Source organism: Halorubrum sp. GN11_10-6_MGM, from assembly GCF_005435165.1.
In the GTDB taxonomy this organism is placed as follows: domain Archaea; phylum Halobacteriota; class Halobacteria; order Halobacteriales; family Haloferacaceae; genus Halorubrum.
Genome location: NZ_SGUC01000017.1, coordinates 12481 through 37842, shown reverse-complemented (window position 1 = coordinate 37842; position 25362 = coordinate 12481). Strand labels below are relative to the sequence as shown.

The window sequence follows — 25362 nt, the reverse complement described above, 5'->3', positions numbered from 1 at the left end:
AGGCGAAGTCGGTCCGATCAGGCGAACGCCAGCGAGTCGTCGGCGCTCGTCTCCTCGTCCTGCCGGAGCTTGTCGTGGGCTTCGAGGAAGTCGTCGAGGGTGACCTCGGTGCGGTCGTCGCGGATGGCGAACATCCCGGCCTCCGTACAGATCGCCTTGATGTCGGCGCCGGAGGCGTCGGGCGTCAGTTCGGCCAGCTCCGCGAAGTCGACGCCGTCGGCGAGGTTCATGTTGCGGGTGTGGATCTGGAAGATGATCTCGCGGCCCTCGGTCTCGGGCTTGGGCACCTCGATGAGGCGGTCGAAGCGGCCGGGGCGGAGGATGGCGGGGTCGAGCATGTCGAAGCGGTTGGTCGCGGCGATGATGCGGACCTCGCCGCGCTCGTCGAAGCCGTCCATCTCGGAGAGCAGCTGCATCATCGTGCGCTGGACCTCCGCGTCGCCCGAGGTCTTCGAGTCCGTGCGCTTCGAGGCGATGGCGTCGATCTCGTCGATGAACAGGACGGCGGGCTGGTTCTCGCGAGCGACCTCGAACAGGTCGCGGACGAGCTTCGCGCCCTCGCCGATGAACTTGTGGACCAGCTCGGAGCCGGCCATCTTGATGAACGTCGCGTCCGTCTCGTTGGCGACGGCCTTCGCGAGCATCGTCTTGCCCGTCCCGGGCGGGCCGTACAGCAGCACGCCGCTCGGCGGGGTGATGCCGACGTCCTCGAACATGTCGGGGTGTTCGAGGGGCATCTCGACGGTCTCGCGGACCTCCTGCATCTGGTCCTCGAGCCCGCCGATGTCGGCGTAGGTGACGTCCGGCGAGTGTTCGACCTGCATCACGCGGGCGCGGACGTCCGTCTCCTTCTCCAGCTTCTTGACCACCGACAGCGAGTTGTTGACCGCGACGCGGTCGTCGGGGTCGAGCTTCTCGCGCATCTCGTCGGTGATCTCCGTGAGCGCCTCCTGGTTGTTTCCGTGCTGTTTGATCACGGCCCCGTCGGGCGTGATCTCCTGGACCGTCGCCACGAACAGCGGGGACTGCTTCAGCTTCTTGTTCTCGTGCGTGAGCCGTTCGAGCTTCTGCTGGTACTTGTTGTTCTCCGCGTTGGCGTCGAGGAGCTTGTCGCGCATCTCCTCGTTCTGGGACTCTAAGACGTCGAGCCGCTCCTGTAAGGAGTCGATCTTCTCCTGTTTCGACGCCGAACCCTCGTCGTAGGGCATGTCGACGTCGTCGACCGTGTCGCTCATTGTGCTTATTAAAGCGTCTCGCGGATAAGAGGCTTCGGGTGGGGGCACGATAGCGCCTGTCTCGGGAGCGAGACGGCGGACGACGACGCCTCGGAGCCGCGAGTGCGTCACGTAATAATGCTTGTAGGTAATTAGAGTGTATAGTAAATATTATCAACTAGCATGACGACGATCGGGACACGCATGAGCACGACCGACGCCGTCACCGCCGACGACGGGACCGCGGACCGCTGGGCCGCCGTTCGCGACCTCCCCCCGAGCGCGAAGCTGGTCGCGAAGGTGTTGGACTACAACGACACGCTGACCCAGAGCGAACTGGCAGAGGAGACGCTGCTGCCGCCGCGGACCGTCCGGTACGCGCTGTCGCGGCTCGAAGACGAGGGCGTCGTCGACTCCCGGTTCTCCTTTTCGGACGCGCGCAAACGGTTGTACTCGCTCGGCATCTGAACCCGACGCGCCGCCGAGTCTCGGCGTCACCGACCGTCCGCGACGGTTTATATCGGATGCCGCGCCAGTCGGTCCGTGGTCTCGACTACCGCCGTCAAGCGCGCGCTGGCCGCGCTCGCGACGCGCACCGACACCGCGAGACGCCCGTACGTCGCCGTGATCGACGAGGCGGACGCCGCGCGAACCGACCTCCGGCGCGCGGCCGGGTTCGTCGACGCCGTCGGCCTCGATCGGCTGGCGGACGCGGTCGACGCCGCGGACCGCGCGGGCGACGAGGCCGCCGCCGAGCGCGGCCGCGACGCGCTCGCCGCGTACCGGGCGTTTCGACGGGCGGCGGCGGGCGACGCCGTCGGAGACCGTCCGGAGGCGACCGCCGGAGACGACGACACCGGGGCGACCGCCGAGGACGACGGCACCGAGGCGACCGCCGGTGGCGACGGCGACGGGCCGCCGGGGGCGGACCGCTGCGCCCGCGACCACTTCCGCTCCGGCCCCGGAATCCCTAAGCCCGACACCGGCCAAGGGCCGGACAGATGACACGGGTGATCCACACCGGCGACACCCACATCGGGTACTCGCAGTACCACTCGCCGGTCAGACGCCAGGACTTCCTCGACGCGTTCGAGGCCGTGGTCGACGACGCGGTCGACGACGGCGTCGACGCCGTCGTCCACGCGGGCGACCTCTTCCACGACCGGCGGCCCGAACTCCGCGACCTGATGGGGACCATCTCCGTCCTCCGCCGGCTCGACGACGCCGGGGTCCCCTTCCTCGCGGTCGTCGGCAACCACGAGTCGACGCGGGGCGGCCAGTGGCTCGACCTCTTCGAGCGCCTCGGGCTCGCCACCCGGCTCGGCGACGAGCCGGTCGTCGTGGGAGACACCGCCTTCTACGGCCTCGACCACGTCCCCGTCTCGCGGCGCGACGACCTCGAGTACGCCTTCGCCGACCACGACGTCGAGTACGCCGCCCTCGTCGCGCACGGCCTCTTCGAGCCGTTCGGGTACGCTGACTGGGACACGGAGACCGTGCTGACCGAGAGCGACGTCGCGTTCGACGCGATGCTCCTCGGCGACAACCACACGCCCGACACCGCGGAGGTCGCCGACACGTGGGTCACGTATCCGGGCTCGACCGAGCGCGCGAGCGCGAGCGAGCGCGAGGGGCGCGGCTACAACCTCGTCGTCTTCGACGCCGACGGGGCCGGCGGCGACGACCGGGTCGAGATCCGGCGGCGCGCGCTCGACACGCGCCCGTTCGTCTTCGTCTCGGTCGAACTCCGCGAGGGCGAAGGCGAGTCGCGGGTCCGCGAGCGCGTTCGCGAGTTCGACCTCGCGGAGGCGGTCGTCCACGTCGAGATCACCGGCGAGGGCGACCCGGTGACGCCGGCCGTCGTCGAGGAGTTCGCGACCGACGAGGGCGCGCTCATCGCGCGCGTCACGGACCGCCGCGAGGTCGACGCCGACGGCGAGGTGGACGTGAGCTTCGCCGACCCCGAAGACGCGGTCCGCGACCGGCTCGACGAGATGGCGCTGTCGACCGCCGCGCGCGACGTCGAGCGCACGGTCCGCGAGGACACCGTCCCCGACGCCAACGTCCGCGAAACGGTGAAACGCAGGATCGAGGAGCGGCTCGACGACGAAACGGAGGGGCTTGACGCGTTCGAAGCGGTCGAGACGGCCGCCGAAGCCGGCGACGCCGGCGGCAGCGTGGACGACGCCGACAGAGAGGACGACGGCGGCGGTGAATCGAAGTCGGACCAACCGGAATCCGACGCCGACGAATCGGACACCGAATCCGACCCCGCGGACGCGACCGATCCCGACCCGTCGGCGGCCGACGGACAGGTCTCCATGGAGGACTACCTGTGAAGTTCGACCGCGTCCGGCTCGCGAACTTCAAGCCGTACGGCGACGCCGACTTGCGGCTGACGGAGGGCGTCACCGTGATCCACGGGCTCAACGGCAGCGGGAAGTCGTCGCTCCTTGAGGCCTGCTTCTTCGCACTGTACGGGTCGAAGGCGATCGACGGCACTCTCGACGACGTCATCACCAACGGCGAGGAGGAGACGGAGGTGGAGCTGTGGTTCACCCACGACGGGGTCGCCTACCACGTCGAGAGACGGCTCAAGTCCTACGACGGCCGGATCGACCACCAGTGTACGCTCGAATCGACCGACGGAAGCGACGTGACTCGCGACGGCGCCCGCGCCGTGCGCGAGTTCGTCACGGAGCTGCTCCGGATGGACGCCGAGGCGTTCGTCAACTGCGCGTACGTGCGGCAGGGCGAGGTGAACAAGCTGATCAACGCGACCCCGCGCGAACGGCAGGACACGATCGACGACCTGCTCCAGCTGGGGAAGCTGGAGGAGTACCGCGAGCGCGCCGGCGACGCCCGGCTCGGCGTCGAGGACGTCCTCGAAAACCGACGGGGGCGCCTCGACCAGCTCGACGAGCAGATCGCCGCGAAGGAGGACCGCGACCTCCACGCCCGGCTCAACGAACTGGAGAGCGAACTCGGCGAGGTCACCGACGAGATCGACCGGTACGAGACGCAGCGGGAGCAGGCGAAGGAGACGCGCGACGCGGCCGCGGAGACGCTGTCGATCCACGCGGAGAAGCGGGAGACGCTGGAGTCGGTCGAGGCGGAGATCGACGAGATCGAGGCGTCGATCCGAGAGGCCGAGCGCGAGCGCGACGACCACCGCGACGCGATCCGCGAGACGCGCGAGCGGATCGACGAGATCGAGGCGGAGATCGACGAGCGGCTCGACGACGCCGGGCTCGACGCGGCGACCGAGGAGGCGGTCGCCGACCGTCGCGCGGCGCTCGACGATCGAGAGGACGGGATCCGTGAGGATCTCGACGACGAGCGGGTGAGCGCCGAGGCGTTCCGGAACCAGGCGACGAACCTCGCCGGGAAGGCCGACGACCGCGTCGAGCGCGCCGCGGAGATCGAATCCGAGGCCGACGCCCTCGCCGACGAGGCCGAGGCGGCGGCGGCCGAGGCCGACGAGCGCGAGTCCTCGATCGAGGATCTGCGCGAGGAGGCTGACGGACTCCGCGAGCGGTTCGCGGCGGCCGACGTCGACCGCGACGACGTCGCCGACGAGCGCGACGCGCTGCGCGACGAGCGCGGCGAGCTCCGCGAGCGGATCGCGGAGCTGTCGGCGGAGGTGAAGAACGCCCGCGAGCGCGTCGAAGAGGCCGAGGAACTGCTCGCGGCCGGGAAGTGTCCCGAGTGCGGCCAGCCGGTCGAGGACTCGCCGCACGCCACCGGGATCGAGGCGGACCGCGAGCGAGTCGCCGAACTGGAGTCAGAACTCGAAGACGCCCGCGAGCGCGAGGGCGACCTCGACGACCGGATCACGGAGCTCGACGAGCTCGCCAGCGCGGCGGACCGCCTCGACGAGATCGACGGGCGAGTCGAGACCCTCGAAACGCGCGTCGAAGAGCGGCGTGAGGAGGCGGCGCGGAAACGAACGGACGCCGAAGCGAAGCGCGAGCGCGCCGCCGAGCTTCGCGCCGAGGCCGAGGAGACCCGCGAGGTCGCCGAAGAGAAGCGCGAGGAGGCCGAGGCGGCCGCGGAACGCGTCGAGGAGCTGGAGGCGTCGCTGTCCGAGCTCGACGCCGCCCGCGAGGCGGTGACGGCGGTCGAGGAGCGCCTGTCCGCGGTCGCGGACGCCGAAGACGAGATCGAGCGCCGCCGCGAGAAGCGGGAGAACCTAGAGGAGGTGAACGACGAGCGGCGCGACCGGCTCGCCGACAAGCGCGAGCGCCGCGACGAGCTCGCGGACGCCGTCGACGAGGCCGCGGTCGAGAAGGCGAAAAAGCGGAAGGAAGACGCCGAGCAGTACCTCGAACGGGTCGCCGACGAGCTCGACGCCCTCGACGAGCGGCGCGAGGAACTCCAGAACGCGATCGGCGGGGTGAAAGGCGAACTCCGCGAGTTGGAGGGCCTCCGCGAGGAGCGCGAGGCGCTCGGCGAGCGGGTGTCGGCGCTCGGAACGCTCCACGAGGAGACGAGCGAGCTGGAGTCGATGTACGGCGACCTGCGCGCCGAGCTCCGCCAGCGGAACGTCACGGAGCTGGAGCGCACCCTCAACGAGACGTTCGAGCTCGTCTACGGCAACGACGCCTACTCGCACATCGAGCTGGACGGCGAGTACGTCCTGACCGTCTACCAGAAGGACGGCGAGCCGCTCGACCCCGAGCAGCTGTCCGGGGGCGAGCGCGCGCTGTTCAACCTCTCGCTGCGCTGTGCGATCTACCGGCTGCTCTCCGAGGGGATCGAGGGCGCGGCGCCGACCCCGCCGCTCATCCTCGACGAGCCGACCGTCTTCCTCGACTCCGGCCACGTCTCGCGGCTCGTCCGGCTCGTCGAAGAGATGCGCGGGTTCGGCGTGCGTCAGATCGTCATCGTGAGCCACGACGACGAGCTGGTCGGCGCGGCCGACGAACTCGTCACCGTCGAGAAGGACCCGCGCTCGAACCGCTCGACCGTCCGGCGGGAGGACGCGGCGGACCTCGACGTCGCGTCGCTCGCGGACGACTGAACGGGCGGTCTCTCTGACGGCGCTCCGCACCTTCCACGTCGGCGCGCCCGCGAGCGCCCGCCGGGCGCGAGCGGACCGCGAGGGAGTCGGTCGCCCGGAGCAACGCGGAGGGCGACCGACGAGGCTGGGGAGGCGCGAGGCACACGCTCGGCCGAACGAAGAAATCGAGGCCGCAAACGGCCGCGAACCGCCCCGAACTGCCGCGGTTCGAGCTTATGAACCGACTACTCGCCTCCCTCGGACTCGCCCCGCAACAGCCCCAGCGCCTCAACCGCGACCGGGGTCGCATCGTAGCCGCGTCGCCCCGCGACATCGGCCTCGTCGACCAGTCCCGCCGCGCGGAACTCCGTGATCGTCCCGTGGAGGTCCGACTCGCACATGTCGGCGGCGTTGAGGAGGTCGATCGCCGCGATCGGCCCCTCGTCGACGATCACGGCGAGCAGGCCGAGCGACCGGTCGCCGCGGACCGCGCCGAGCGTCCGGCGGACGGGATCCGGCACGCCGGAGGCGGCGGTCGCGAGCGCCGACTCGCCGTCCACCACGCGGAGGTCGTCGTTGTCGACGTACCGCTCCGCGCCGGTGTCCGGATCGCGGACGCGGCTGGACTCGGCGGACCGCTTCACGAGGAGGTACGTCTCGCCGTCGCCGTCGCGGACCGTCTGCATGGTCGGAGAAGGGCGTTCGCCGGACATTACGCTTCCGGAGATTCGAGGAGAAGGCCTCGCGCCTCAGCGCGGGGAGGATGTCAAGCTTCCGGGGACGTCGCGTCGGCGTCCGGATCGGCCGCCCCTGACACCGAGTCGTCGGAGTCGGCGTCCGCCTCGGCCTCGTCCCGGGACCGCTTCCACGCCCGGTACGTCTGGTAGGTCCGGACGCCCGCCAGGAGCCCGCCGACGAGCAGGGCCAAACCGATCCGCGACCAGCCCTCGAAGAACCACACCATCGGACCGAGCGCGACGAGGAGGACCGCGGCGTTGGCGTAGATGACGGCGGCGACGAACGCGCGGAGGGTTCCCTGATCCACGTCGCTCGCGTCCTCGAAGTCACCACCGTCGTCGAACGTCTTCACCGACGGCGCCTCGGGGATGTCGGGCGTCATCTCCCGCTCGGCGTCGGAGCTCTCGCCGACGGAGATCTCGCCCTCGTCGTCCTCGTCGAGGCTGAACACGCCGGTCGTACGCCGCGCCGGGTCAAAGGGGTTCCGTCCGTCAGACGGGGTTCGTCGGTCAGACCGCGTCGGCGAGCCGTACGGTTCGGCTCGCTTCGACCCACGCGAGGGGGTTCGTGGCGTCGAAAAGCACCACGTTCCCGTCGTCTTCGTACGCCTCCACCTCGGCGTCGACCGCGTCGGAGTCGGCCGGGCGAGCCACCGGTTCGGAGCGTGGGTCCGAAGACATAGACCGTGGTAAGAAGTCACACAATATATGCCTTTCCGTGGCGGGAGACCTCGCCGCACCCGAAAGCCGAGTTTTTTAGCCGGGTGCCGCCGAAGGGCGGATATGACTCAGTCGGGGCTGTCGGACTTCTCGTCGAGCGGCGACGCGGGCGACGAGGCCGACGGCGACACGGACACCGAACGGGAGGAGCTGGCCGCCCAGGAGGCGGCCGTCGTCGCCGGCGGCGGACGAGGCCACGTCAGCGACGTCGTCGACATCGACGAGGCGAAGTTCCCGGAGTCGACCGGGACCGTCGAGCTGATGATCACCCAGAACGACTACGCCGTCGAGGGGTACGGCAGCGACGAGTACCCCGTCGTCCACGTGTTCGGCCGACGACCCGCGGAACAGGTCGACGGGGAGGCCGAACACGTCGACGGAGACCCGGACCACGACGCCGTCGAACACCTCCGCGTGCTCGGCGTCGAGCCGTACTTCTACGTCCCCACCGCCGACCTCGACCGCGATCCGGTCGAGGAGTACGACGTGGTGATCGGGACGCGCGAGGAGGATCCCGACGGCGAGCCCTACGAGAGCATCCGCGGCGAGCCGCTCACCCGGATCGTCACGCGGACGCCCCGGGACGTGGGGAACATCCGCGACGACTTCGAGACCAGCTTCGAGGCGGACATCCTCTTCCCGAATCGGCTCCTGATCGACAACGGACTCAACGGCGGGATCCGCGTCGAGGAGCGACGGCTCGACGACGAGGATGGAACGATACAGGTCCACCAAGGACATCTCGAACCCGCGGACGTCGACGCCGAACTGCGGGTGAACACCTTCGACATCGAAGTTGACGACCGTCGCGGGTTCCCCGAGGACGGCGAGGAGCCGATCATCTGTCTCACCAGCCACGACTCCTACGACGACGAGTACGTCGTCTGGCTGTACGACGCGCCGGAGGCCGAGATCCCGCCGCCGGAGGACCTCCCCGACTACGAGGGGATCGTCGGGGACGGCGAGATCGGCTTCGAGGTTCGGACGTTCGACGAGGAGGCCGCGATGCTCGACGCGTTCGTCGACTACCTCGACGAGACGGACCCGGACGTACTGACCGGGTGGAACTTCGAGGACTTCGACATGCCGTACGTCCTCGACCGGTTGGAGGTGCTCGACGACGGGAGCCAGTACGACCTCTCCGTCGACCGTCTCTCCCGGATCGGCGAGGTGTGGCGTTCGGGCTGGGGCGGCCCGGACGTGAAAGGGCGGGTCGTCTTCGACCTGCTGTACGCCTACAAGCGCACGATGTTCACGGAGCTGGAGTCGTACCGCCTCGACGCGGTCGGCGAGCGCGAGCTGGGCGTCGGCAAGGAGCGCTACACGGGCGACATCGGCGACCTCTGGGAGCAGGACCCCGAGCGCTTGCTGGAGTACAGCATCCGCGACGTGGAGCTGTGCGTCGAGATCGACCGCGCGCAGGACGTGATCGCCTTCTGGGACGACGCCCGCAAGATCGTCGGCTGTAAGCTGGAGGACGCGACGACGCCGGGCGACGCGGTCGACATGTACGTGCTCCACATGGCGTACGGCAACTTCGCGCTCCCCTCCAAGGGCCAACAGCAGGCCGAGGAGTTCGAGGGCGGCGCGGTGTTCGACCCGATCTCGGGTGTCCGCGAGATGGTGAGCGTGCTCGACCTGAAGAGCCTCTACCCGATGTCGATGGTGACGATCAACGCCTCGCCGGAGACGAAGGTCGACCCCGAGGAGTACGACGGGGAGACGTATCGGACCCCCACGGGCGTTCACTTCCGGAAGGAACCAGACGGGATCATCCGAGAGATGGTGAACGAGCTGCTCGACGAGCGCGAAGAGAAGAAGGCGCTTCGAAACCAGCACGATCCGGGAACCGAGGCGTACGAGCAGTACGACCGCCAACAGGGAGCTGTGAAGGTCTTGATGAACAGCCTGTACGGCGTCTTCGGCTGGGACCGGTTCCGGCTGTACGACCGCGAGATGAGCGCGGGCGTCACCTCGACCAACCGCGAGGTGATCGACTTCACCGCCGGCGTGACCGAAGAGCTAGACAGGAAAGTCACGTACGGGGACACCGACAGCGTCATGCTTTCGCTTGGTGACTTGTCGAAAGAAAGTGCGATCGAGACCTCCTTCGAGATAGCGGACCACATCAACGAGCGCTACGACGACTTCGCGCGCGAGGAGCTGAACGCCGACTCGCACCGCTTCGAGATCGAGTTCGAGAAGCTCTACCGGCGCTTCTTCCAGGCGGGCAAGAAGAAGCGGTACGCGGGCCACATCATCTGGAAGGAGGGGAAAGACGTCGACGACATCGACATCACCGGCTTCGAGTACAAGCGCTCGGACATCGCCGGCATCACGAAGGAGGTCCAGCAGAACGTCATCGAGACGATCGTGACGGGCGACGACATCGACGAGGACTTAGAGGAGGTGAAGTCGTACCTAGTGGACGTCATCGCGCGAGTGCTCGACGGCGACGTCGACCTCGACGAGATCGGGATTCCCGGCGGGATCGGCAAGAAGCTGGACGCCTACGACACGCCGACCGCGCAGGTCCGCGGCGCGAAGTACGCGAACCTCATGCTCGGGACCAACTTCGGGAGCGGATCGAAGCCGAAGCGGCTGTACATCGAGAAGGTCCACCCCGACTTCTGGGCGCGGATGGAAGACGAGGAGGGACTCGATCCACAGCGCGACCCCCTGTACGGGGAGTTCAAACGCGATCCGGACGTGATCTGTTTCGAGTACGCCGACCAGGTGCCCGACGAGTTCGAGGTCGACTGGGAGAAGATGCTGGACAAGACCCTTCAGGGACCGATAGAGCGCGTCATCGAGGCGCTCGGAATGTCGTGGGAGGAGGTGAAGACGGGCCAAGAGCAGACCGGGCTCGGCTCGTTCATGTGACCGGCCGCGAGGGGAAACGCCGAGCGTCAAAAGCAGTTTTCGATCGGAAGAAAATTTCTTGTTCGATCTGCGAGTTTTGAGGCGGAGATGCGTAACCGTTAACCCCCGCAATACCCACTGTACGGACACGAGGCACGAGAACACAATGGCAACTCTCGAAATCAACGACCTTCGGGCACGAGTGGCCGAAGAGGGCGGTGAACGGATCCTTCGCGGCGTCGACCTGACCGTCGAGTCCGGGGATATCCACGCGCTGATGGGTCCCAACGGCTCCGGGAAGTCGACGCTGGCGAAGGTGATCGCCGGCCACCCGGCCTACGAGGTGACCGACGGGTCGATCTCCCTCCACTTGGACGAGGCGGACGTCGACGACGTCGACGTCGACCTCGACGACGACGACTACCACTGGGAGCTGCTGGAGCTGGAGCCGAACGAGCGCGCCGCGCTCGGCATCTTCCTCGGCTTCCAGTATCCCGCCGAGATTGAGGGCGTCACCATGACGAACTTCCTCCGCCAGGCCCTCAACGCGAAGGCGGACGAGCGCGAGGAGCTGTTCGAGGACGAGGAGGAGGCGGAGGCCGAAGCGGACGACGACGAGGACGAGGGTTACGAGACCTCCCCGATGGAGGGCCCGGCGGACGACGGCGAGATCGGCGTCGCCGAGTTCCAGGAGATCCTCTCGGAGAAGATGGAGCTGCTCGACATGGACGAGAAGTTCATGCAGCGCTACCTCAACGCCGGCTTCTCCGGCGGCGAGAAGAAGCAGAACGAGGTCCTCCAGGCCGCGATGTTGGAGCCGAGCGTCGCCGTGCTCGACGAGATCGACTCCGGGCTCGACATCGACCGCCTGAAGGACGTCTCGAAGGGGATCAACGCGCTCCGCGACGAGCAGGGCACGGGCATCCTCCAGATCACCCACTACCAGCGCATCCTCGACTACGTCGAGCCCGACCACGTCCACGTCATGCTGGACGGCGAGGTCGTCAAGAGCGGCGGCGCGGAGCTCGCCGAGAAGCTCGAAGACGAGGGGTACGACTGGGTCCGCGAGGACGCCTTCGAGGCGGCGTAACCGAATGCGGGCACGCGACACACGTAAACACGGGAATCCGTAACAACACACTATGAGTTCACAACAGGACGACCTCAAGGAGACAGACACCGAGGCCCGCTTCGAGTTCAAGAAGGAGGAGAACTCCGCCTTCAAAAGCGAGAAGGGCCTCACCGAGGAGACGGTCCGCGTCATCTCGGAGGACAAAGACGAGCCGGAGTGGATGCTGGAGCGCCGCCTCCGCGCGTTAGAGCAGTTCCAGGAGATGCCGATGCCGACCGACTGGCCCGGCCAGCCGGATCTCTCGGAAGTCGACATCGACGAGATCGTGCCGTACATCCGCCCGGACATCGAGACCCGCGGCGGCGCCGAGAGCTGGGAGGACCTCCCGGAGGAGATCCAGGACACCTTCGACAAGCTCGGCATTCCGGAGGCGGAGAAGAACGCGCTCTCGGGCGTCGGCGCGCAGTACGAGTCCGAGATCGTCTACCAGAACATGCAGGAGCGCTGGGAGGAGAAGGGCGTCATCTTCTGTGACATGGACAAGGCGGTCCAAGAGCACGAGGAGATCGTCCGCGAGCACTTCATGACGAAGTGCGTCCCCCCGAGCGACAACAAGTTCGCGGCGCTTCACGGCGCCATCTGGTCCGGCGGCTCGTTCGTCTACGTGCCGGAGAACACCACGGTCGAGATGCCCGTCCAGGCGTACTTCCGGATGAACTCCGAGGGGATGGGCCAGTTCGAGCACACGCTCATCATCGCCGAGGAGGGCTCCGAGGTCCACTACATCGAGGGCTGTTCGGCGCCGAAGTACTCGGCGTTTAACCTCCACTCCGGCGGCGTAGAAGTGTTCGTCGGCGAGGACGCTCACGTCCAGTACTCGACCGTCCAGAACTGGTCGAAGAACACGTACAACCTCAACACCAAGCGCGCAATCGCCGAGAAGGGCGGGCGCATGGAGTGGATCTCCGGCTCGATGGGGTCGAAGGCGACGATGCTGTACCCGTCGACGATCCTGAAGGGTCGCGGCGCCTCCGACAACCACATTACTATCGCCTTCGCGGGCGAGGGGCAGGACATCGACACCGGCGCGAAGGTGTACCACAACGCGCCGAACACGAAGTCCACCGTCGAGTCGAAGTCGATCGCGAAGGACGGCGGCCGCACCAACTACCGCGGGCTCGTCCACATCGCGGACGGCGCCGAGAACTCCTCGACCGCCGTGGAGTGCGACGCGCTGATGTTCGACAACGAGTCGACGTCGGACACGATGCCGTACATGGAGATCAACGAGTCGAAGGTCGACGTCGCCCACGAGGCGACCGTCGGCAAGATCGGCGACGAGGACATCTTCTACCTCCAGTCGCGCGGTCTCGACGACGACGACGCGAAACAGATGATCGTCTCAGGGTTCATCGAGCCGATCACGGAGGAGCTGCCGATCGAGTACGCCGTCGAGCTGAACCGGCTCGTCGAGCTGGAGATGGAGGGTTCGCTCGGATAACATGAGCACGCAAGCAATCGAGAGCCTCTCGGAGGACACGGTACGACGCATCGCCGACGAACGCGACGAGCCCGAGTGGCTCCTCGAAACCCGCCTGAACGCGCTGTCCGCGCTGGAGACGGCGGATCTCCCTGACGTCATCCAGACGCCGGGGCGCCGCTGGACCGACCTGGAGGCGCTCGACTTCGAGGCGCTCGTCGACCCGCTGAACCAGTCGGACGAGACCGAGCGGACCGCGGGCGACGACGAGGTCGTCGTCCTCCCGTTCACCGAGGCGCTCGCCGAGTACGGCGACGTGATCGAGGCGAACTTCGGCTCCGTCCTCGACCCCGAACACAACTACCTCACGGCGCTTTCGGTCGCGCTGTTCACCACCGGCACGTTCGTCTACGTCCCCGAGGGCGTCGACGTCGAGGACGTGACGGTGCGCGCGGAGATGAACTCCCGCTCGCTGTTCAGCCAGACGCTCGTCGTCGCCGAGGAGTCGTCGTCGGTGACGATCCTCGAATCGATCACGTCGGGTGACGGCGAGGGCGAGGCCGCCGCCTCGGGAACGGTCGACGGCGACCGGTACTTCTCGAACCTCGTCGAGGTCGTCGCGGGCGAGAACGCGAACGTCCAGTTCGGCTCGCTCCAGAACCTCGATTCCGACGCGTACACCTACTCGCTGAAGCGCGGCGTGACGGACACGTACGCGACGGTCGACTGGATCGAGAGCAACTTCGGCTCGAAGCTCACCCGCTCCGACATCGAGACCGAGCTCAACGGCGACGGCTCCGAGAGCCAGATCGTCGGGACGTTCTTCGGGACGGACGACCAGCACTTCGACATCAACGCCCGCGTGTGGCACCAGGCCGAGCAGACGACCGCCGACCTGGTCACCCGCGGCGTGCTCGACGACGTCGCCCGCTCCGTCTACGAGGGCGTTCAGGACGTCGGCGAGGACGCGTGGAACACCTCCAGCTACCAGCGCGAGAACACGCTGATGCTGTCGGACGAGGCCGAGGCGGACGCGTCGCCGAAGCTCATCATCCACAACCACGACACCGAGGCGTCCCACTCGGCGACGGTCGGACAGGTCGACGCCGAGGACCTGTTCTACCTCGAGAGCCGCTCTATCGACTCGCGGACGGCCCGGAATATGCTCGTCGAGGGCTTCTTCGTGCCCGTCTTAGAGGAGATCGCGGTCGACGAGTTCCGCGACGACGTCGAGGAACTCGTCTTCGAGCGCCTCCAGTAGACCGGTCGGCGCTCGCGGTTCGCCCGCCGAACGGATTTTTCCGGCCCCGACCCGCCCGCGGAGCGACCGGCGCGCGAGGGGAACGGCTTAAGACCGACGACGCCCGAGTCCGGGGTATGCGAACCCGCGTCTCGTGCCGTCTCGGGTGGTCGCGGTGAGCGTGAGCCAGCGGGTCGCCTCCGACGACCAGCTCGCGCGGCTGCTCCAGATCGGAATCGTGCTCGAGGAGGTCGTCGAAGCGCGAACGCACCGCCACTACCAGCAGCTGGACGCCGAGCTCGACGAGGAGGTGGAGGCGCTGCTCGCGGACGCCGCCGAGGAGTCGGCCGACCACCGCGAGCGGCTCGAAGCGCTCATCGAGGGGCTCGGCGTCGACAGCGTCCCGTTCGACGAGATCGAGTCGCTGGTCGACGCCCGCTACGGGCGGACGCGGCCGGAGGATTTCGACGACGTGCTGTACGACCAGCTGTGCAACGAGGAGACGGCGTACAAGTTCTACGACGACCTCATCGAGGCGATCGAGGGCTCCGACGCGACGTTCTCGATCGACCGCGAGGAGTTGATCGCGACCCTGACGGCGATCCGCGACGAGGAGGCCGAGGGCGTACGGGAAGTCACGGAGGTCATGGAGCGCCGATGAACCGGGCAGACGAGTCGCCGACGAGCGCCGACGGAGGACAGCCGTGAACACCGCAGACCAGTACCTCAAGACGATATACGTCGTACAGGACGAAGAAGACGGTCCCGCCTCGACCGGGTCGATAGCCGACGCGCTCGGCGTCAGCCCGGCCAGCGCCAACGAGATGATCGGCAAGCTCGAAGAGCGGGGGCTCGCCGAACACGAGAAGTACAAGGGCGTCAAGCTGACCGACGACGGTTATCGTTCGCGCCCGCGACGCGCTCCAGACCTACTGTATCATCGAGCGCTTCCTCGCGAACGTCCTCGCGGTCGAGGACTTCCAGGCGGAAGCCCGGGAGCTGGAGGCCGTCATCGACGACACGGTCGCCGAGCGGCTCGACACCATCATCGACCGCCAGCCGGAGTGCCCGGACTGCTTCGACCCCGAGACGGACGCCTGCGCGTGTCTGGAGGTCGCGGCGGCACCGGTCGAGCCGGAACAGCAGTAAGAGCGGTCGTGGAAAGCCGTCAGCGAATCGTTTTAGACGCCGGTCGAGTACCGCAGAATCCCGGCGATACCGCCGAAGGCGTCGAGCAGCTGCTCGCCCTTCTCGAAGTCGGTCGAGATGAACCGCGTCTCGGTGCCCCGCTGCTCGGCGATGGTCATCAGGTGTTCGATGACGTCCTCGCGCTCCTCGACCGCGGCCGTCTCGCCGCACTCGCTACACTCGTGGTCGGGCGTCGAGTGGCGGGCGTCGACCACCTCGTACTCCTCGTGGTCGTTCGGACAGTCGTAGACGACGACGTCCGAGCGGAGGTCCTCGGAGATGAGCAGGCGGTCGACGGAGCCCATGATCAGGTTCCGGCGGGTCTGATCGAAGCCGTAGGTGGCCTCCTGGCCGGTGTTGAGCTTCTCGAAGAACTCCTCCATGTCGTTTTTGTCCTGAACGATCTCCTGGTCGGCGAGCGCCTCCTGCCCCGCGTCGACGAGGTCCTTCAGCCCGGACTCGTCGGTGTACGCGACGTCGAACTTGCCGAGCACCTTGTCCTGGAGCTCGTGGTGGAGGTAGTCGCCGTCGAGGAACTCGTCTTTCGTCGGCGAGGGGCCGCCGACCAGGATGCCGTCGAGCTCGTGGCGCTTGTCGACGAACAGGTCGTTGGCCATCCCCGCGACCTCCTGATAGAAGTTGTCGATCGCTTCGAGGCGCAGACGGGCGAACCGCTGTGCGGACTGCCCCCCCTTCCGCTGTTTGCCGGGGACGAGCGAGGAGGCGGACTTGACGGGCTCGACGCGTTTCCCCTTCAGCCAGCCGACGTTGGCCTCGCGGCGGTCCAAGACGATGAGCCCGAACAGCCCGGTGTCTTCGAGCATGTGTTCGAGCGGCTCGGTGAGGAACTCCGAGTCGCAGTGGTACCGGAACGACTCGACGGGCTGCGGGGGCGACTCCAGCGTCCGGGTGACCATGTCCGTCTGCCCGCCGCCGCTGTCGATCGCGCCGGAGAAGATCACGATCCCGTTCTCGGGCGGGAACGTGTCGTAGTAGCGCAGCCGGTCTTTGATCGACGTGAGCGCGTCTTGGACGGCTGTCCGAGTCTGCTTCGACTTGATGTTCGACGCCTCGCTGTGCTCCTGGGTGACGTGAGCGACCACGTCGGAGATCTGCCTCTCTTCGGGGATGTAGATGGTGACGAGCTGGGTGCCGGAGCCCTCGTAGTCTTTGAGCTCCTCGATGACCTTGCGGAACTCGTACTTCCGGCGGTCCTCGTTCGCCTCCTGTGCGTCGCTACTCATTATCCTGAATACGGTCGCGTGCGTGTAAGTAAGCTTTGACCTATCGATACGGCCGGAAGCGGCCGTCTCGCCGGCCTACATCGACTCCGGCGCCTCGACGCCCAGCACGTCGAGCGCGTTCGCCATCGTGTGTTTGGCGGCGGCGACGACAGCGAGCCGCGCGTCGCGGAGGGGCTCGGTCTCGGCGGTCACGACCGGGCACTCGCGGTAGAACGCGTTGTAGGCGTCGGCGAACTCGCGGGTGAACGTCGCGACCGTGTGCGGTTCGAGGTCGTCCGCGGCGCCCTCGATCACCGCTGGGAAGCGGGCGACCTCGCGGAGGAGCTCGCGGGCCGCGTCGGTTTCGAGCGCGCTCGCGTCCACGTCGAGCGCGTCGGGGTCGACGGCGCCGTCGGCGTCGGCCGTCACGCCCGGCACGTCGATCCCGGCGGCCGCGGCCTCGTCGAGGATGCCGGCGCAGCGCGCGTGGACGTACTGGACGAACGGGGCCGACTGGGCCTCGAAGTCGAGCGCGTCCTCCCACTCGAAGGTGATCGCCTTCGCGGGCTGTTTCGAGACGATGTCGTACCGGACCGCGCCGATCCCGACCTGATGCGCGATGCGCTCGACGTCCTCGTCGGTGAGGTCATCGTCGCGGATGCGGTCGTCCATCCGGGACTCGACGGCGTCGCGGGCGCGGTCGATCGCCTCGTCGAGGAGGTCGTCGAGCATCACGCCGGTCCCCTGCCGGGTCGACATCTTCCCGTCGGGGAGGTTGACGTACGAGTAGATGACGTGGCCGAGCCGGTCGGTGTCGTTGCCGAGCAGTTCGAGGGTCGCGTCGAGCTGGTCGGCCTGGAGCTTGTGGTCCTCGCCGAGGACGGTGACGGCGCGGTCGTAGTTCGCGAACTTCCACTCGTGGTGGGCCAGATCGCGGGTGGTGTAGAGGCTGGTGTCGTCCGAGCGGAGGAAGACGAGGTTCTTGTCGATCCCCCAGTCGTCGAGCTCCAGCTGCCACGCGTCCTCCTCGTAGACGGCGTTGTCGGTCTCCTTGAGCCGCGCCGCGATCTCGTCGGTGGAGCCGTCGCGCATGAACCGCGTCTCCTTGACGAACTCGTCGAACTCAGCGGGGAGGCGCGCCAAACAGTCCTTCATCCCGCCGAGCACCGCGTCGACGACCTCGCCGACGCGCTCGTACGTCTCCTCGTCGCCCGCTTCGAGCCCCTGAAGGATCGACTGGATCTCCGCCTCCGCGGCCTCGACCGCGTCGGCGTCGGCCTCCTCCAAGAACGAGTTCCCCTTGCGGTAGTAGCGCACGAGGTCGTACTCGGCGCGGTCGCGGGCCGGCTCCTCGTCGAGGTCGGACTCGTCGAACCGCTCGTACGCCCACGTGAACACCGCCATCTGCCGGCCGGCGTCGTTGACGTAGTAGTGGCGGTCGACGTCGTAGCCCGCGTACGCCATGAGGTTCGCGACGGCGTCGCCGACGATGGGGTTGCGCGCGCGGCCGACGTGGACCGGGCCGGTCGGGTTCGCGCTGGTGTGTTCGACCACGACCGACGTGTCGCGGTCGGGGAGCGCGCCGTAGTCGGCCTCGACGGCGGCCGAATCGAGCGTGTCCGCGAGGTAGCGCTCGTTCGCGTGGAAGTTGACGTACGGCCCCGCGGTGTCGACGCCCGCGATGTAGTCGGCGTTGGCGACCGAGACCGCCTCGGCGACCGTCGCCGCGACGTTCGGCGGCGCGTCGCCGACCTCGCCCGCGAGTCGGAAGGCGACGCTGGAGGCGAGCGTCGCGTCCATGTCGTCGGGCGGGCGCTCGATGCCGAGGTCGTCGGTCGGGAGGTCGAGCGAGTCGAGCGCGTCCGCGAGCGCCGCCTCGACCTCCGACCGGAACTGCCTGAACATACCGTCCGTTCGACGGGCGGGTTAAAAGGCCCTTCCGAAGCGGCTCGGCGTCAGGAGAACGGGAGACGCAACACAATTTGGAGATGAGGTGCGGTGGCGCGTGCCTGCGAGCGGCCGCCGGTGGCGGCCGCGAGGAGCACGCGCGACGAGGCTGGGGAGGTGTGAGGCTGCGGTCCCGTGAGCGACCGGAGGGACCGAACGGGAGTGCGGAAGTCGCAGCCCGCGTGGTTCGAGAATCAGAGATTCTCGTTATCACGAAAATCTTCGATTTTCGAACGACAGCGAACGCAGTGAGCGAGCAGGACCGTCTTCCGGTGGTGCTGTGCGGGGCGGGACTCGAAGGGGCAGTCGCGAGGCGGGCAGAGGCGACGTAAGCACCGCAGCGAGCAACGCGAGCGAGGAGCGCAGCAAGCGTCTGCCCGCCTCGCGACTGGGGCTTCGGCGGTGTCTGTGTCGATCGGCCGCTTATAAACAAGGACAGCAACGTACAGCCGAGCGACTGGGGCTTCGGGAGTCTACCCAGCTCTGTCCGAGTCGATCCACGGGCCCGGTTTTTTGTCCGTGCGCACCGATCTCAGGGCCGTGTTCGACGGGCCCTCCTGTCCCGGGTGCGGAAGCACCTACCTCGTGGTGAGAGTGCGAACCCACGGGTATCCGCGGTCCGATGACGCTCCCGGGACCGCACGCCTCTATCGGTGTTTCAGGTGTTTCCACGGGTTCACCCCGGACGAGATCAGTCCGGAGGTGTAGCGCTCGCGAGGCTACTCCACGATCTCGTCGATCAGTTCACGCGCGCTCCGTCTGACCGCCTCGTCGCTCTCGATCGAGGGCTCCCACCCCAGTTCGACCAGCTTCTCGATCGACAGCCGCATCTTCGGCACGTCGCCCGTCCAGCCGCGGTCGCCGCCGGTGTAGCTGTACTCGGGGGCGACGCCCAGTTCCTCGCTGACGATGTCGGCGATGTCGGTGACGGAAGTCGTCGTCCGCGTCCCGAGGTTGTACACGTTGTACGCGTCGTCCGCAGTCTCGACGACGTGCTGGATGGCGTCGACGCACTCCGAGACGTACATGTACGACTTCTCCTGTCGGCCGTCGCCGAGGATCTCCAGTTCGCTCGGGTACTCGTCTAACTTCTCGATGAAGTCCGGGATCACGTTGCCGCGCTGGCGCGGGCCGACGATGTTCGCGAACCGGAACACCCACGACTGAATCCCGTACGAGTGAGCGTGCGTGGAGATGAGCGCCTCGTCCGCGAGCTTCGAGGAGCCGTAGATCGAGATGGGTTCGAGCGGGCCGTAATCCTCGGGCGTCGGCCGCGGCGCCTCACCGTAGACGGTCGACGAGGAGGTGAACGCAAAGCGGTCGACGCCGACCTCGCGCATCCGCTCTAAGAGGTTGTACGTCATCTCGGTGTTCTCCTCGAAGAGGACCCGGTCGTCGTCGTAGTTCGTGTCCGTGTACGCCGCGAAGTGAAAGACCATATCGAGGTCGGCAGTGACCGCGCGGGCGACGGCGTCCGGGTCGGTCACGTCCGCCTCGACGAACGCGGCACCGGCGGGCACGCGGTCGCGGGTCCCTTTCGAGAGGTCGTCCGCGACCCGGACGGTCGCACCCCGGTCGAGCAGGGCGGCGGCGAGGTGGCTTCCGACGAGGCCGGCACCGCCCGTCACGAGGACGCGCGAATCGGCGAGGTTCATACCGGCCCGTCGGCGGTCGCGGGTAAGTAGGTGTGGAATCGCAACGCGATCGGCGGCGTCGAGCGCGTCGCAGTTTATAAGTTCTCGAACGCCTCGTCGACGAGCTCGCCGGTGTGGGCGACGATGTCCGCCATCTCGTCGTCGTCCGGCGCCATCCCAACGAGCCGGGCGATGCGCATGATCGAGACGTGGTAGACGCGCTGCGTGCCCGGTTCTTCCTCCCAGACGACGACGTTACACGGCATGAGCGCGCCGAGCGTGTTGTCCGTCGCGTCGAGCGCCCGGTCGGCGACCTCGGGGTTACACGCGCCCAGCACGTAGTAGGGGTCGCGACCCGCGTCGACCTTCTCGTTGAGCATCTCGGACGGCGAGAACTCGACGGGGACGCCGAACCCGGCGTCGGTGAACACCTCGCGGACGTGTTCGATCGCCGCCTCGTGGTCCATTTCGAGCGTCGCCTGCTGTTCGCCGACGTCCTCCGGGTCGATCTGACTCGGGTCGATTGGGAGCGTCATTCGTGTGTTGTCTTGTGCTTACGTAACAAAATCCCTTCGGATATCGCGTCGATATCGGAGCGCGGCCGCCGGTCGTATCGCTTCGAGGCTGTCCCCCGGCAGCACAGTATTGTTTAATATATACAAAATAAATAAATCGCCGGGCGACGAACGGAGACGTATGGCCGAAGACACGGGAGCGGCCCCACCGACGGCGACCGGCGGCGAGGCTCCCGCCGAGTACGTGCGAACCAACCGCGAGGCGTTGGTCTCGCTGGCTCTCGACCTGCTCGCGGTCGAGACGTCGAACCCGCCCGGCGACACGCGCGAGATCGTCGCCGCGATCGAGCGGTACCTCGACCCGCTTCCGGTCGACGTCGAGCGGTTCGCCGTCGACCCGGCGAAGGCGAACCTCCTCGTGCGAGTTCCCGGCGAGTCCGACCGCACGCTGCTGTACAACGGACACCTCGATACGGTGCCGTTCGACGCCGACGCGTGGACGCGCGACCCGCTCGGCGAGCGCGACGACGACCGCGTCTACGGGCGGGGCGCGACCGACATGAAGGGCGCCGTCGCGTCGATGCTGTTCGCGATCCGGGCGTTCGCCGCGACCGACACGGAACCGCCCGTCGACCTCCTGTTCGCGTTCGTGAGCGACGAGGAGGTCGGCGGCGACGCCGGGCTTCCGGCGCTGCTCGACGCGGGGGCGCTCGACGCGGAGAGCTTCGGCGCGGACATTCTCGACGCGGACGCGTGCGTGATCGGGGAGCCGACCTGCGAGCGGGGCCGTCACTCGGTCACGGTGGCGGACCGAGGCAGCATCTGGCTGACGCTCGAAGCGGCGGGCGAGGCGGCGCACGGCTCCCGGCCGACGCTCGGGGTCAACGCCGTCGACCGGCTCTACGACGCCGTCGAGACGTTGCGCGACCGGTTCGGTTCCGAGCGGCTGGCGATCGGCGCCGAGACGGAGCCGATCGTCGAGGAGTCGGTCGCGTACTACGCGCCGTCGATGGGCGAGGCGGCCGCCCGGGACCTCTTCCGGTACCCGTCGATCAACCTCGGCGTCTTCGAGGGCGGCGACGCGGTGAACGCCGTCCCGGGGTCCGCGCGCGCCGAGATCGACGTGCGGCTGACGGCCGGGGTCGACACGCCCGAGGTGCTCGCACGGATCCGCGAGTGCGTCGCCGACTGCGAGGGGATCACGGTCGCGGACGCGTCCTGGAGCGTCGGCACCGCAGAAGATCCCGACGGCCCCCTCGTCGAGGCCGTCGCGTCGACGGCGGCGGACGTGACGGGAGACCGGGTCTTCCGGCGGAGCGCGACGGGCGGCGGCGACGCCAAGAAGCTCCGAAACGCCGGGATATCGACCGTGGAGTTCGCGCTTGGGACCGACACGCTCCACGCGCCCGATGAGCACGTCCCCGTCGACGCACTCGTCGGCAACGCGGTCGTCTACGCCCGGCTTCCGGCGGCGTGGCGGACCGAGATCGACCGGGAGTAGTCCGCAGGCGAGCGGGAGGGCGCGCTCGCCGGAGAGCCGAAGCGGGGAGGAAAGACTTAGATACCGGACTGTTCCATTAGTGGGTATGAAGTACAATACTAATGCGGCGAGCGGACGGTCCCGCGCGGGCGACGAGCGCGGGTCCGCGGTCGTCGGAGGCGACCGACGCTCCCCCTCGCACCGCCCGTCTGACGCCGACACGGCCGACGCGGCCGGCTCGCGCTGACGATGGAGCGCTTTCGGAACACCGGCCAGCCCGACTGGGACTGGTGGGGAAAGCTCTGGCCGACGCCGGGCGCGACGCTCCGAGACCTCGGTATCGGGGCCGGTCGGTCGGTCGCCGAGGTCGGCTGCGGGAGCGGCTACTTCGCGCTCCCCGCCGCCCGGATCGTCGAGCCCGCACCGGTGTACGCGGTCGACCTGGACGCGGCGCTGCTCGACGAGCTCGAATCGCTCGCCGAGCGACAGGCGATCGAGAACGTCGTTCCGGTCCGCGGCGACGCCCGGGACCTGACCGATCTGCTCCCGGAGCGGGTCGACGCGCTCGTCGTGGCGAACACCTTCCACGGCGTCGACGACCGGTCCGGGTTCGTCGAGGAGGCGTTCGAAGCGGTCGAACCCGGCGGGCGCCTGATCGTCGTCAACTGGCACGACCGCCCGCGCGAGGCGACGACAGTCGGGAACGAATCCCGGGGACCGCCCACGGATCTTCGGATGGGTCCCGAGGAAACCGAAGGCGCCGTGAGTCGCGCCGCGCCGTTCGAGTTGAACGGGCGCGTCGATCTGCCGCCGTACCACTACGCGCTCGTGTTCGAACGGTAGCCGCGCGACCGCCGCCGCGGCCGTCGGTGGGTCGGCGGGCATCAGTATTTTCAGAATAGTGGAATATACGCACAAGACTAATACCGCGCGTCGGTAACCACCGCGTGTGAGACAGCCATGACCGACACCGAACCCGCAACCGACATCGAGCCCGACGACACCGTCGACGCCAGGGGCGCGGCGTGTCCCGGCCCGCTGATGGACCTCATCGGCGCGATTCGGAGCGCCGACTCGGGTGACGTCGTCCGACTGCTGAGCGACAGCGACGGGTCGCTCACCGACGTCCCCGAGTGGGCCGAGGAGGCCGGCAACGAGCTGCTCGCCGTCGAGGAGCTCGACGACCACAGCGCGTTCTACGTGGAGAAAGCATGACCGAGCGCGTCGTCATCGTGGGGGGCGGGACCGGCGGGTCGGTGCTCGCCAACGACCTCGCCGACCGGCTCGAACCCGAACTCGACGCCGGCGACGTCGAGGTCACCCTGATCAACGACGACCCCGAGCACGTGTACAAGCCGGTGTGGCTGTACGTGCCGTTCGGCCAGCGAGAGCCGGCGGACGGTCGCCGCGCGCTCGACGAACTGATCGACGACGCGGTCGACCTCCGGATCGACCGAGTGACCGAGGTCGACACCGAGTCGCAGCGGCTCCGGTTCGACGGCGACGGGCCGCCAATGGAGTACGACCGCCTCGTGTTGGCGACCGGGTCGACGCTGGAACCCGAACGGATTCCCGGTCTCGCGGCGGGCGGGCACGACTACTACAGCGAGTCGGGCGCGACCGCCCTCCGCGACGAGCTGCTGTCGTTCACCGAGGGCGAGTTCGTGTTGAGCGTGATCGGGACGCCGCACATGTGTCCGGCCGCGCCGCTGGAGTTCGTCTTCATGGCCGACGACTGGTTCCGCGAGCGCGGCCTGCGCGACGACGTCGAGGTCACCTACACCTACCCGATCCAGCGCGTCCACGGGAACCCCCACATCGCCGAGTGGGCCCGGCCCATCATGGAGGAGCGGGATATCGAGGTGGAGACGTTCTTCAACGCCGAGTCGGTCGACCCCGACGCGGAGACGCTCGCGTCGATGGAGGGGACCGAGCTCGACTACGACCTCCTCGTGGCGATCCCGCCCCACGGCGGCATCGACCTGATCGAGGCGGCCGGGCTCGGCGACGACGGCTGGGTCGACGTCGACAAGCACACGCTGGAGGCCGAGAACGCGGAGAACGTCTACGCGCTCGGCGACACCGCCGACACCGGCGTCCCGAACGCGGGCAGCGTGGCGCACTACCAAGCCGGCGTGGTCGGACAGCGGCTCGCGAGCGAGGTCCGCGGCCGCCCGGCCACGGCGACGTACGACGGCAAGACGCTGTGTTTCATCGAGACGGGGATGGACGCGGCCTCGTTCGTCGAGTTCGACTACGAGCGCCCGCCGTCGCCCGCGCCCCCCTCGGAGAAGCTCCACTGGTCGAAGCTGGCGTACAACGAGTCGTACTGGCTCACCGCGCGAGGGTTGCTCTGACCATGTCCGAGACGGACGCCCAGACGGACGCCGCCGAGCCGACAGACCTCGAAGCGGCGATCGCGGAGAACCCGGAGGCGGTCGCCGCGTTCGTGGAGCGGCTCGACGCGGTCAACGAGCTGCTGGACGTGCTCTCATTGGGCGAGGGCGCGCTCGACGACGAGATGGTCCGCGAGCTCTCGGCCACGGGGTCGACGCTCGCGGAGTCCGCCGACGGCCTCGCCACCGACGAGACCGTAGCGCTGGCCGAGGCCGTCGGCGAGAACGGCGACGACCTTCGGGCGGCGCTCGACACGCTGCTGGAACTCCAGCGGAGCGGCACCCTCGACGAGTTGGCCGAGATCGCCGAGGTCGGTTCGCTGGCGACCGCGGCCCTCGACGACGAGATGGTGCGGTCGCTGGCCGGCACCGGCGCCGCGCTCGGTGAGGTGGCGCAGACCGCGGCCGACGACGACACCCGCGACGGCGTCGAGACGCTGCTCGCGGGCGTCGGCGAGGCGGAGCGCGAGCCGCCCGAGCGGGTCGGTGCCGTCGGACTGCTCCGCGGCGTGCGCGATCCGGAGGTCCAGTACGGGCTGGGCTACCTGCTGGCGGTGGCGGGCGCGATCGGTCGCGAGCGCGCCGACCGCGAGGGCACCGCTGCGGAGTCGCGATAACGGCGGAACAGTCGTTCGAGAATCGGAACCGGGGG

At 68.3% G+C, this 25362-nt stretch carries 23 protein-coding genes and 1 pseudogene; 16 read left to right on the top strand and 8 right to left on the bottom strand.

Going from position 1 to position 25362, the window contains the following annotated elements:
- Nucleotides 1-17: 17 nt before the first annotated feature.
- Nucleotides 18-1235 carry a proteasome-activating nucleotidase gene (locus tag EXE46_RS09925; RefSeq protein ID WP_137688238.1) on the bottom strand — a complete coding sequence of 406 codons (1218 nt, stop codon included), beginning with the start codon at nucleotides 1233-1235 and terminating at the stop codon, nucleotides 18-20.
- Between the two features lie 183 nt (nucleotides 1236-1418).
- On the opposite strand from EXE46_RS09925, the gene EXE46_RS09920 reads away from it, so the two are divergent.
- The 4 genes from EXE46_RS09920 (at nucleotide 1419) to rad50 (ending at nucleotide 6237) form a co-directional block, all read left to right on the top strand.
- Complete coding sequence (locus EXE46_RS09920) at nucleotides 1419-1682, top strand: winged helix-turn-helix domain-containing protein (protein WP_137688237.1); 264 nt, start codon at nucleotides 1419-1421, stop codon at nucleotides 1680-1682.
- Nucleotides 1683-1757: 75 nt separating this feature from the next.
- Entirely contained in the window at nucleotides 1758-2219 is a 462-nt protein-coding gene (locus EXE46_RS09915; protein WP_137688236.1) for a hypothetical protein, read from the top strand.
- A complete protein-coding gene (mre11, locus tag EXE46_RS09910; RefSeq protein WP_137688235.1) occupies nucleotides 2216-3553 on the top strand; it encodes a DNA double-strand break repair protein Mre11 in 1338 nt (445 codons plus the stop codon). Before EXE46_RS09915 ends, mre11 begins: the two co-directional genes overlap by 4 nt.
- A complete protein-coding gene (gene rad50 / locus EXE46_RS09905; protein WP_137688234.1) occupies nucleotides 3550-6237 on the top strand; it encodes a DNA double-strand break repair ATPase Rad50 in 2688 nt (895 codons plus the stop codon). The genes mre11 and rad50 overlap by 4 nt, the downstream gene beginning before the upstream one ends.
- A gap of 224 nt (nucleotides 6238-6461) precedes the next feature.
- On the opposite strand, the gene EXE46_RS09900 is transcribed toward rad50, so the two are convergent.
- From EXE46_RS09900 to EXE46_RS17165, 3 genes are all read right to left on the bottom strand, one after another.
- A complete protein-coding gene (locus EXE46_RS09900; RefSeq protein ID WP_137688233.1) occupies nucleotides 6462-6902 on the bottom strand; it encodes a hypothetical protein in 441 nt (146 codons plus the stop codon).
- A gap of 80 nt (nucleotides 6903-6982) precedes the next feature.
- Nucleotides 6983-7405, bottom strand: a complete 423-nt coding sequence (locus EXE46_RS09895; protein WP_137688232.1) for a hypothetical protein — start codon at nucleotides 7403-7405, stop codon at nucleotides 6983-6985.
- A gap of 58 nt (nucleotides 7406-7463) precedes the next feature.
- Nucleotides 7464-7634, bottom strand: coding sequence for a hypothetical protein (locus EXE46_RS17165; RefSeq protein ID WP_199234151.1), 171 nt, complete (start codon nucleotides 7632-7634; stop codon nucleotides 7464-7466).
- Nucleotides 7635-7736: 102 nt separating this feature from the next.
- On the opposite strand from EXE46_RS17165, the gene EXE46_RS09890 reads away from it, so the two are divergent.
- The 6 genes and pseudogenes from EXE46_RS09890 to EXE46_RS09865 all read left to right on the top strand — a co-directional run bounded on the left by EXE46_RS09890 (nucleotide 7737) and on the right by EXE46_RS09865 (nucleotide 15476).
- Entirely contained in the window at nucleotides 7737-10556 is a 2820-nt protein-coding gene (locus EXE46_RS09890) for a DNA-directed DNA polymerase (RefSeq protein ID WP_137688231.1), read from the top strand.
- Nucleotides 10557-10701: 145 nt separating this feature from the next.
- On the top strand, nucleotides 10702-11625 hold the full coding sequence (locus EXE46_RS09885; protein ID WP_137688230.1) for an ABC transporter ATP-binding protein: 924 nt from the start codon (nucleotides 10702-10704) through the stop codon (nucleotides 11623-11625).
- 52 nt (nucleotides 11626-11677) lie between these two features.
- Entirely contained in the window at nucleotides 11678-13108 is a 1431-nt protein-coding gene (gene sufB / locus EXE46_RS09880; protein WP_137688229.1) for a Fe-S cluster assembly protein SufB, read from the top strand.
- A gap of 1 nt (nucleotide 13109) precedes the next feature.
- Complete coding sequence (sufD, locus tag EXE46_RS09875; protein ID WP_137688228.1) at nucleotides 13110-14348, top strand: Fe-S cluster assembly protein SufD; 1239 nt, start codon at nucleotides 13110-13112, stop codon at nucleotides 14346-14348.
- Nucleotides 14349-14502: 154 nt separating this feature from the next.
- A complete protein-coding gene (locus EXE46_RS09870) occupies nucleotides 14503-14988 on the top strand; it encodes a ferritin-like domain-containing protein (protein ID WP_137688227.1) in 486 nt (161 codons plus the stop codon).
- A 43-nt stretch (nucleotides 14989-15031) separates the two neighbouring features.
- Nucleotides 15032-15476 (top strand): annotated as a pseudogene (locus EXE46_RS09865) (metal-dependent transcriptional regulator).
- Nucleotides 15477-15508: 32 nt separating this feature from the next.
- Here EXE46_RS09865 and prf1 read toward each other — a convergent pair.
- The 4 genes from prf1 to EXE46_RS09845 form a co-directional block, all read right to left on the bottom strand.
- The gene (gene prf1, locus EXE46_RS09860; RefSeq protein ID WP_137688226.1) at nucleotides 15509-16759 is read right to left on the bottom strand and encodes a peptide chain release factor aRF-1; all 1251 of its coding nucleotides are present in this window, start codon (nucleotides 16757-16759) and stop codon (nucleotides 15509-15511) included.
- 75 nt (nucleotides 16760-16834) lie between these two features.
- Complete coding sequence (gene argS, locus EXE46_RS09855; protein WP_137688225.1) at nucleotides 16835-18643, bottom strand: arginine--tRNA ligase; 1809 nt, start codon at nucleotides 18641-18643, stop codon at nucleotides 16835-16837.
- A gap of 761 nt (nucleotides 18644-19404) precedes the next feature.
- Nucleotides 19405-20340, bottom strand: a complete 936-nt coding sequence (locus EXE46_RS09850; RefSeq protein ID WP_137688224.1) for an NAD-dependent epimerase/dehydratase family protein — start codon at nucleotides 20338-20340, stop codon at nucleotides 19405-19407.
- A gap of 74 nt (nucleotides 20341-20414) precedes the next feature.
- Entirely contained in the window at nucleotides 20415-20855 is a 441-nt protein-coding gene (locus EXE46_RS09845; protein ID WP_137688223.1) for a DUF302 domain-containing protein, read from the bottom strand.
- A 160-nt stretch (nucleotides 20856-21015) separates the two neighbouring features.
- Here EXE46_RS09845 and EXE46_RS09840 point away from each other — a divergent pair, with 160 nt between their 5' ends.
- The 6 genes from EXE46_RS09840 (at nucleotide 21016) to EXE46_RS09820 (ending at nucleotide 25327) form a co-directional block, all read left to right on the top strand.
- Nucleotides 21016-22335 (top strand): M20 family metallopeptidase, encoded by a 1320-nt coding sequence (locus tag EXE46_RS09840; protein ID WP_137688222.1) that lies wholly within the window; start codon nucleotides 21016-21018, stop codon nucleotides 22333-22335.
- Between the two features lie 85 nt (nucleotides 22336-22420).
- Nucleotides 22421-22561, top strand: coding sequence for a hypothetical protein (locus tag EXE46_RS16850; protein ID WP_158413943.1), 141 nt, complete (start codon nucleotides 22421-22423; stop codon nucleotides 22559-22561).
- 2 nt (nucleotides 22562-22563) lie between these two features.
- Complete coding sequence (locus EXE46_RS09835; protein WP_137688221.1) at nucleotides 22564-23157, top strand: class I SAM-dependent methyltransferase; 594 nt, start codon at nucleotides 22564-22566, stop codon at nucleotides 23155-23157.
- A 117-nt stretch (nucleotides 23158-23274) separates the two neighbouring features.
- Nucleotides 23275-23529: a sulfurtransferase TusA family protein gene (locus EXE46_RS09830; protein ID WP_137688220.1), complete on the top strand. Its 255-nt coding sequence runs from the start codon at nucleotides 23275-23277 to the stop codon at nucleotides 23527-23529.
- Nucleotides 23526-24671 (top strand): NAD(P)/FAD-dependent oxidoreductase, encoded by a 1146-nt coding sequence (locus EXE46_RS09825; RefSeq protein WP_137688219.1) that lies wholly within the window; start codon nucleotides 23526-23528, stop codon nucleotides 24669-24671. The genes EXE46_RS09830 and EXE46_RS09825 overlap by 4 nt, the downstream gene beginning before the upstream one ends.
- Nucleotides 24672-24673: 2 nt before the next feature.
- On the top strand, nucleotides 24674-25327 hold the full coding sequence (locus EXE46_RS09820; protein ID WP_137688218.1) for a DUF1641 domain-containing protein: 654 nt from the start codon (nucleotides 24674-24676) through the stop codon (nucleotides 25325-25327).
- Nucleotides 25328-25362: the final 35 nt, after the last annotated feature.

Excerpts from the sequence above, each read along its gene's own strand:
- sufB (WP_137688229.1), top strand. The coding sequence starts at position 11,678 with ATGAGTTCACAACAGGACGACCTCAAGGAGACAGACACCGAGGCCCGC.
- EXE46_RS09845 (WP_137688223.1), bottom strand. The coding sequence starts at position 20,855 with ATGACGCTCCCAATCGACCCGAGTCAGATCGACCCGGAGGACGTCGGC.
- EXE46_RS09825 (WP_137688219.1), top strand. The coding sequence starts at position 23,526 with ATGACCGAGCGCGTCGTCATCGTGGGGGGCGGGACCGGCGGGTCGGTG.
- argS (WP_137688225.1), bottom strand. The coding sequence starts at position 18,643 with ATGTTCAGGCAGTTCCGGTCGGAGGTCGAGGCGGCGCTCGCGGACGCG.
- EXE46_RS09920 (WP_137688237.1), top strand. The coding sequence starts at position 1,419 with ATGAGCACGACCGACGCCGTCACCGCCGACGACGGGACCGCGGACCGC.
- prf1 (WP_137688226.1), bottom strand. The coding sequence starts at position 16,759 with ATGAGTAGCGACGCACAGGAGGCGAACGAGGACCGCCGGAAGTACGAG.
- EXE46_RS09925 (WP_137688238.1), bottom strand. The coding sequence starts at position 1,235 with ATGAGCGACACGGTCGACGACGTCGACATGCCCTACGACGAGGGTTCG.
- EXE46_RS09900 (WP_137688233.1), bottom strand. The coding sequence starts at position 6,902 with ATGCAGACGGTCCGCGACGGCGACGGCGAGACGTACCTCCTCGTGAAG.
- EXE46_RS09890 (WP_137688231.1), top strand. The coding sequence starts at position 7,737 with ATGACTCAGTCGGGGCTGTCGGACTTCTCGTCGAGCGGCGACGCGGGC.
- EXE46_RS17165 (WP_199234151.1), bottom strand. The coding sequence starts at position 7,634 with ATGTCTTCGGACCCACGCTCCGAACCGGTGGCTCGCCCGGCCGACTCC.
- EXE46_RS09830 (WP_137688220.1), top strand. The coding sequence starts at position 23,275 with ATGACCGACACCGAACCCGCAACCGACATCGAGCCCGACGACACCGTC.
- EXE46_RS16850 (WP_158413943.1), top strand. The coding sequence starts at position 22,421 with ATGAAGTACAATACTAATGCGGCGAGCGGACGGTCCCGCGCGGGCGAC.
- EXE46_RS09850 (WP_137688224.1), bottom strand. The coding sequence starts at position 20,340 with ATGAACCTCGCCGATTCGCGCGTCCTCGTGACGGGCGGTGCCGGCCTC.
- EXE46_RS09820 (WP_137688218.1), top strand. The coding sequence starts at position 24,674 with ATGTCCGAGACGGACGCCCAGACGGACGCCGCCGAGCCGACAGACCTC.
- EXE46_RS09835 (WP_137688221.1), top strand. The coding sequence starts at position 22,564 with ATGGAGCGCTTTCGGAACACCGGCCAGCCCGACTGGGACTGGTGGGGA.
- EXE46_RS09840 (WP_137688222.1), top strand. The coding sequence starts at position 21,016 with ATGGCCGAAGACACGGGAGCGGCCCCACCGACGGCGACCGGCGGCGAG.
- EXE46_RS09885 (WP_137688230.1), top strand. The coding sequence starts at position 10,702 with ATGGCAACTCTCGAAATCAACGACCTTCGGGCACGAGTGGCCGAAGAG.
- sufD (WP_137688228.1), top strand. The coding sequence starts at position 13,110 with ATGAGCACGCAAGCAATCGAGAGCCTCTCGGAGGACACGGTACGACGC.
- mre11 (WP_137688235.1), top strand. The coding sequence starts at position 2,216 with ATGACACGGGTGATCCACACCGGCGACACCCACATCGGGTACTCGCAG.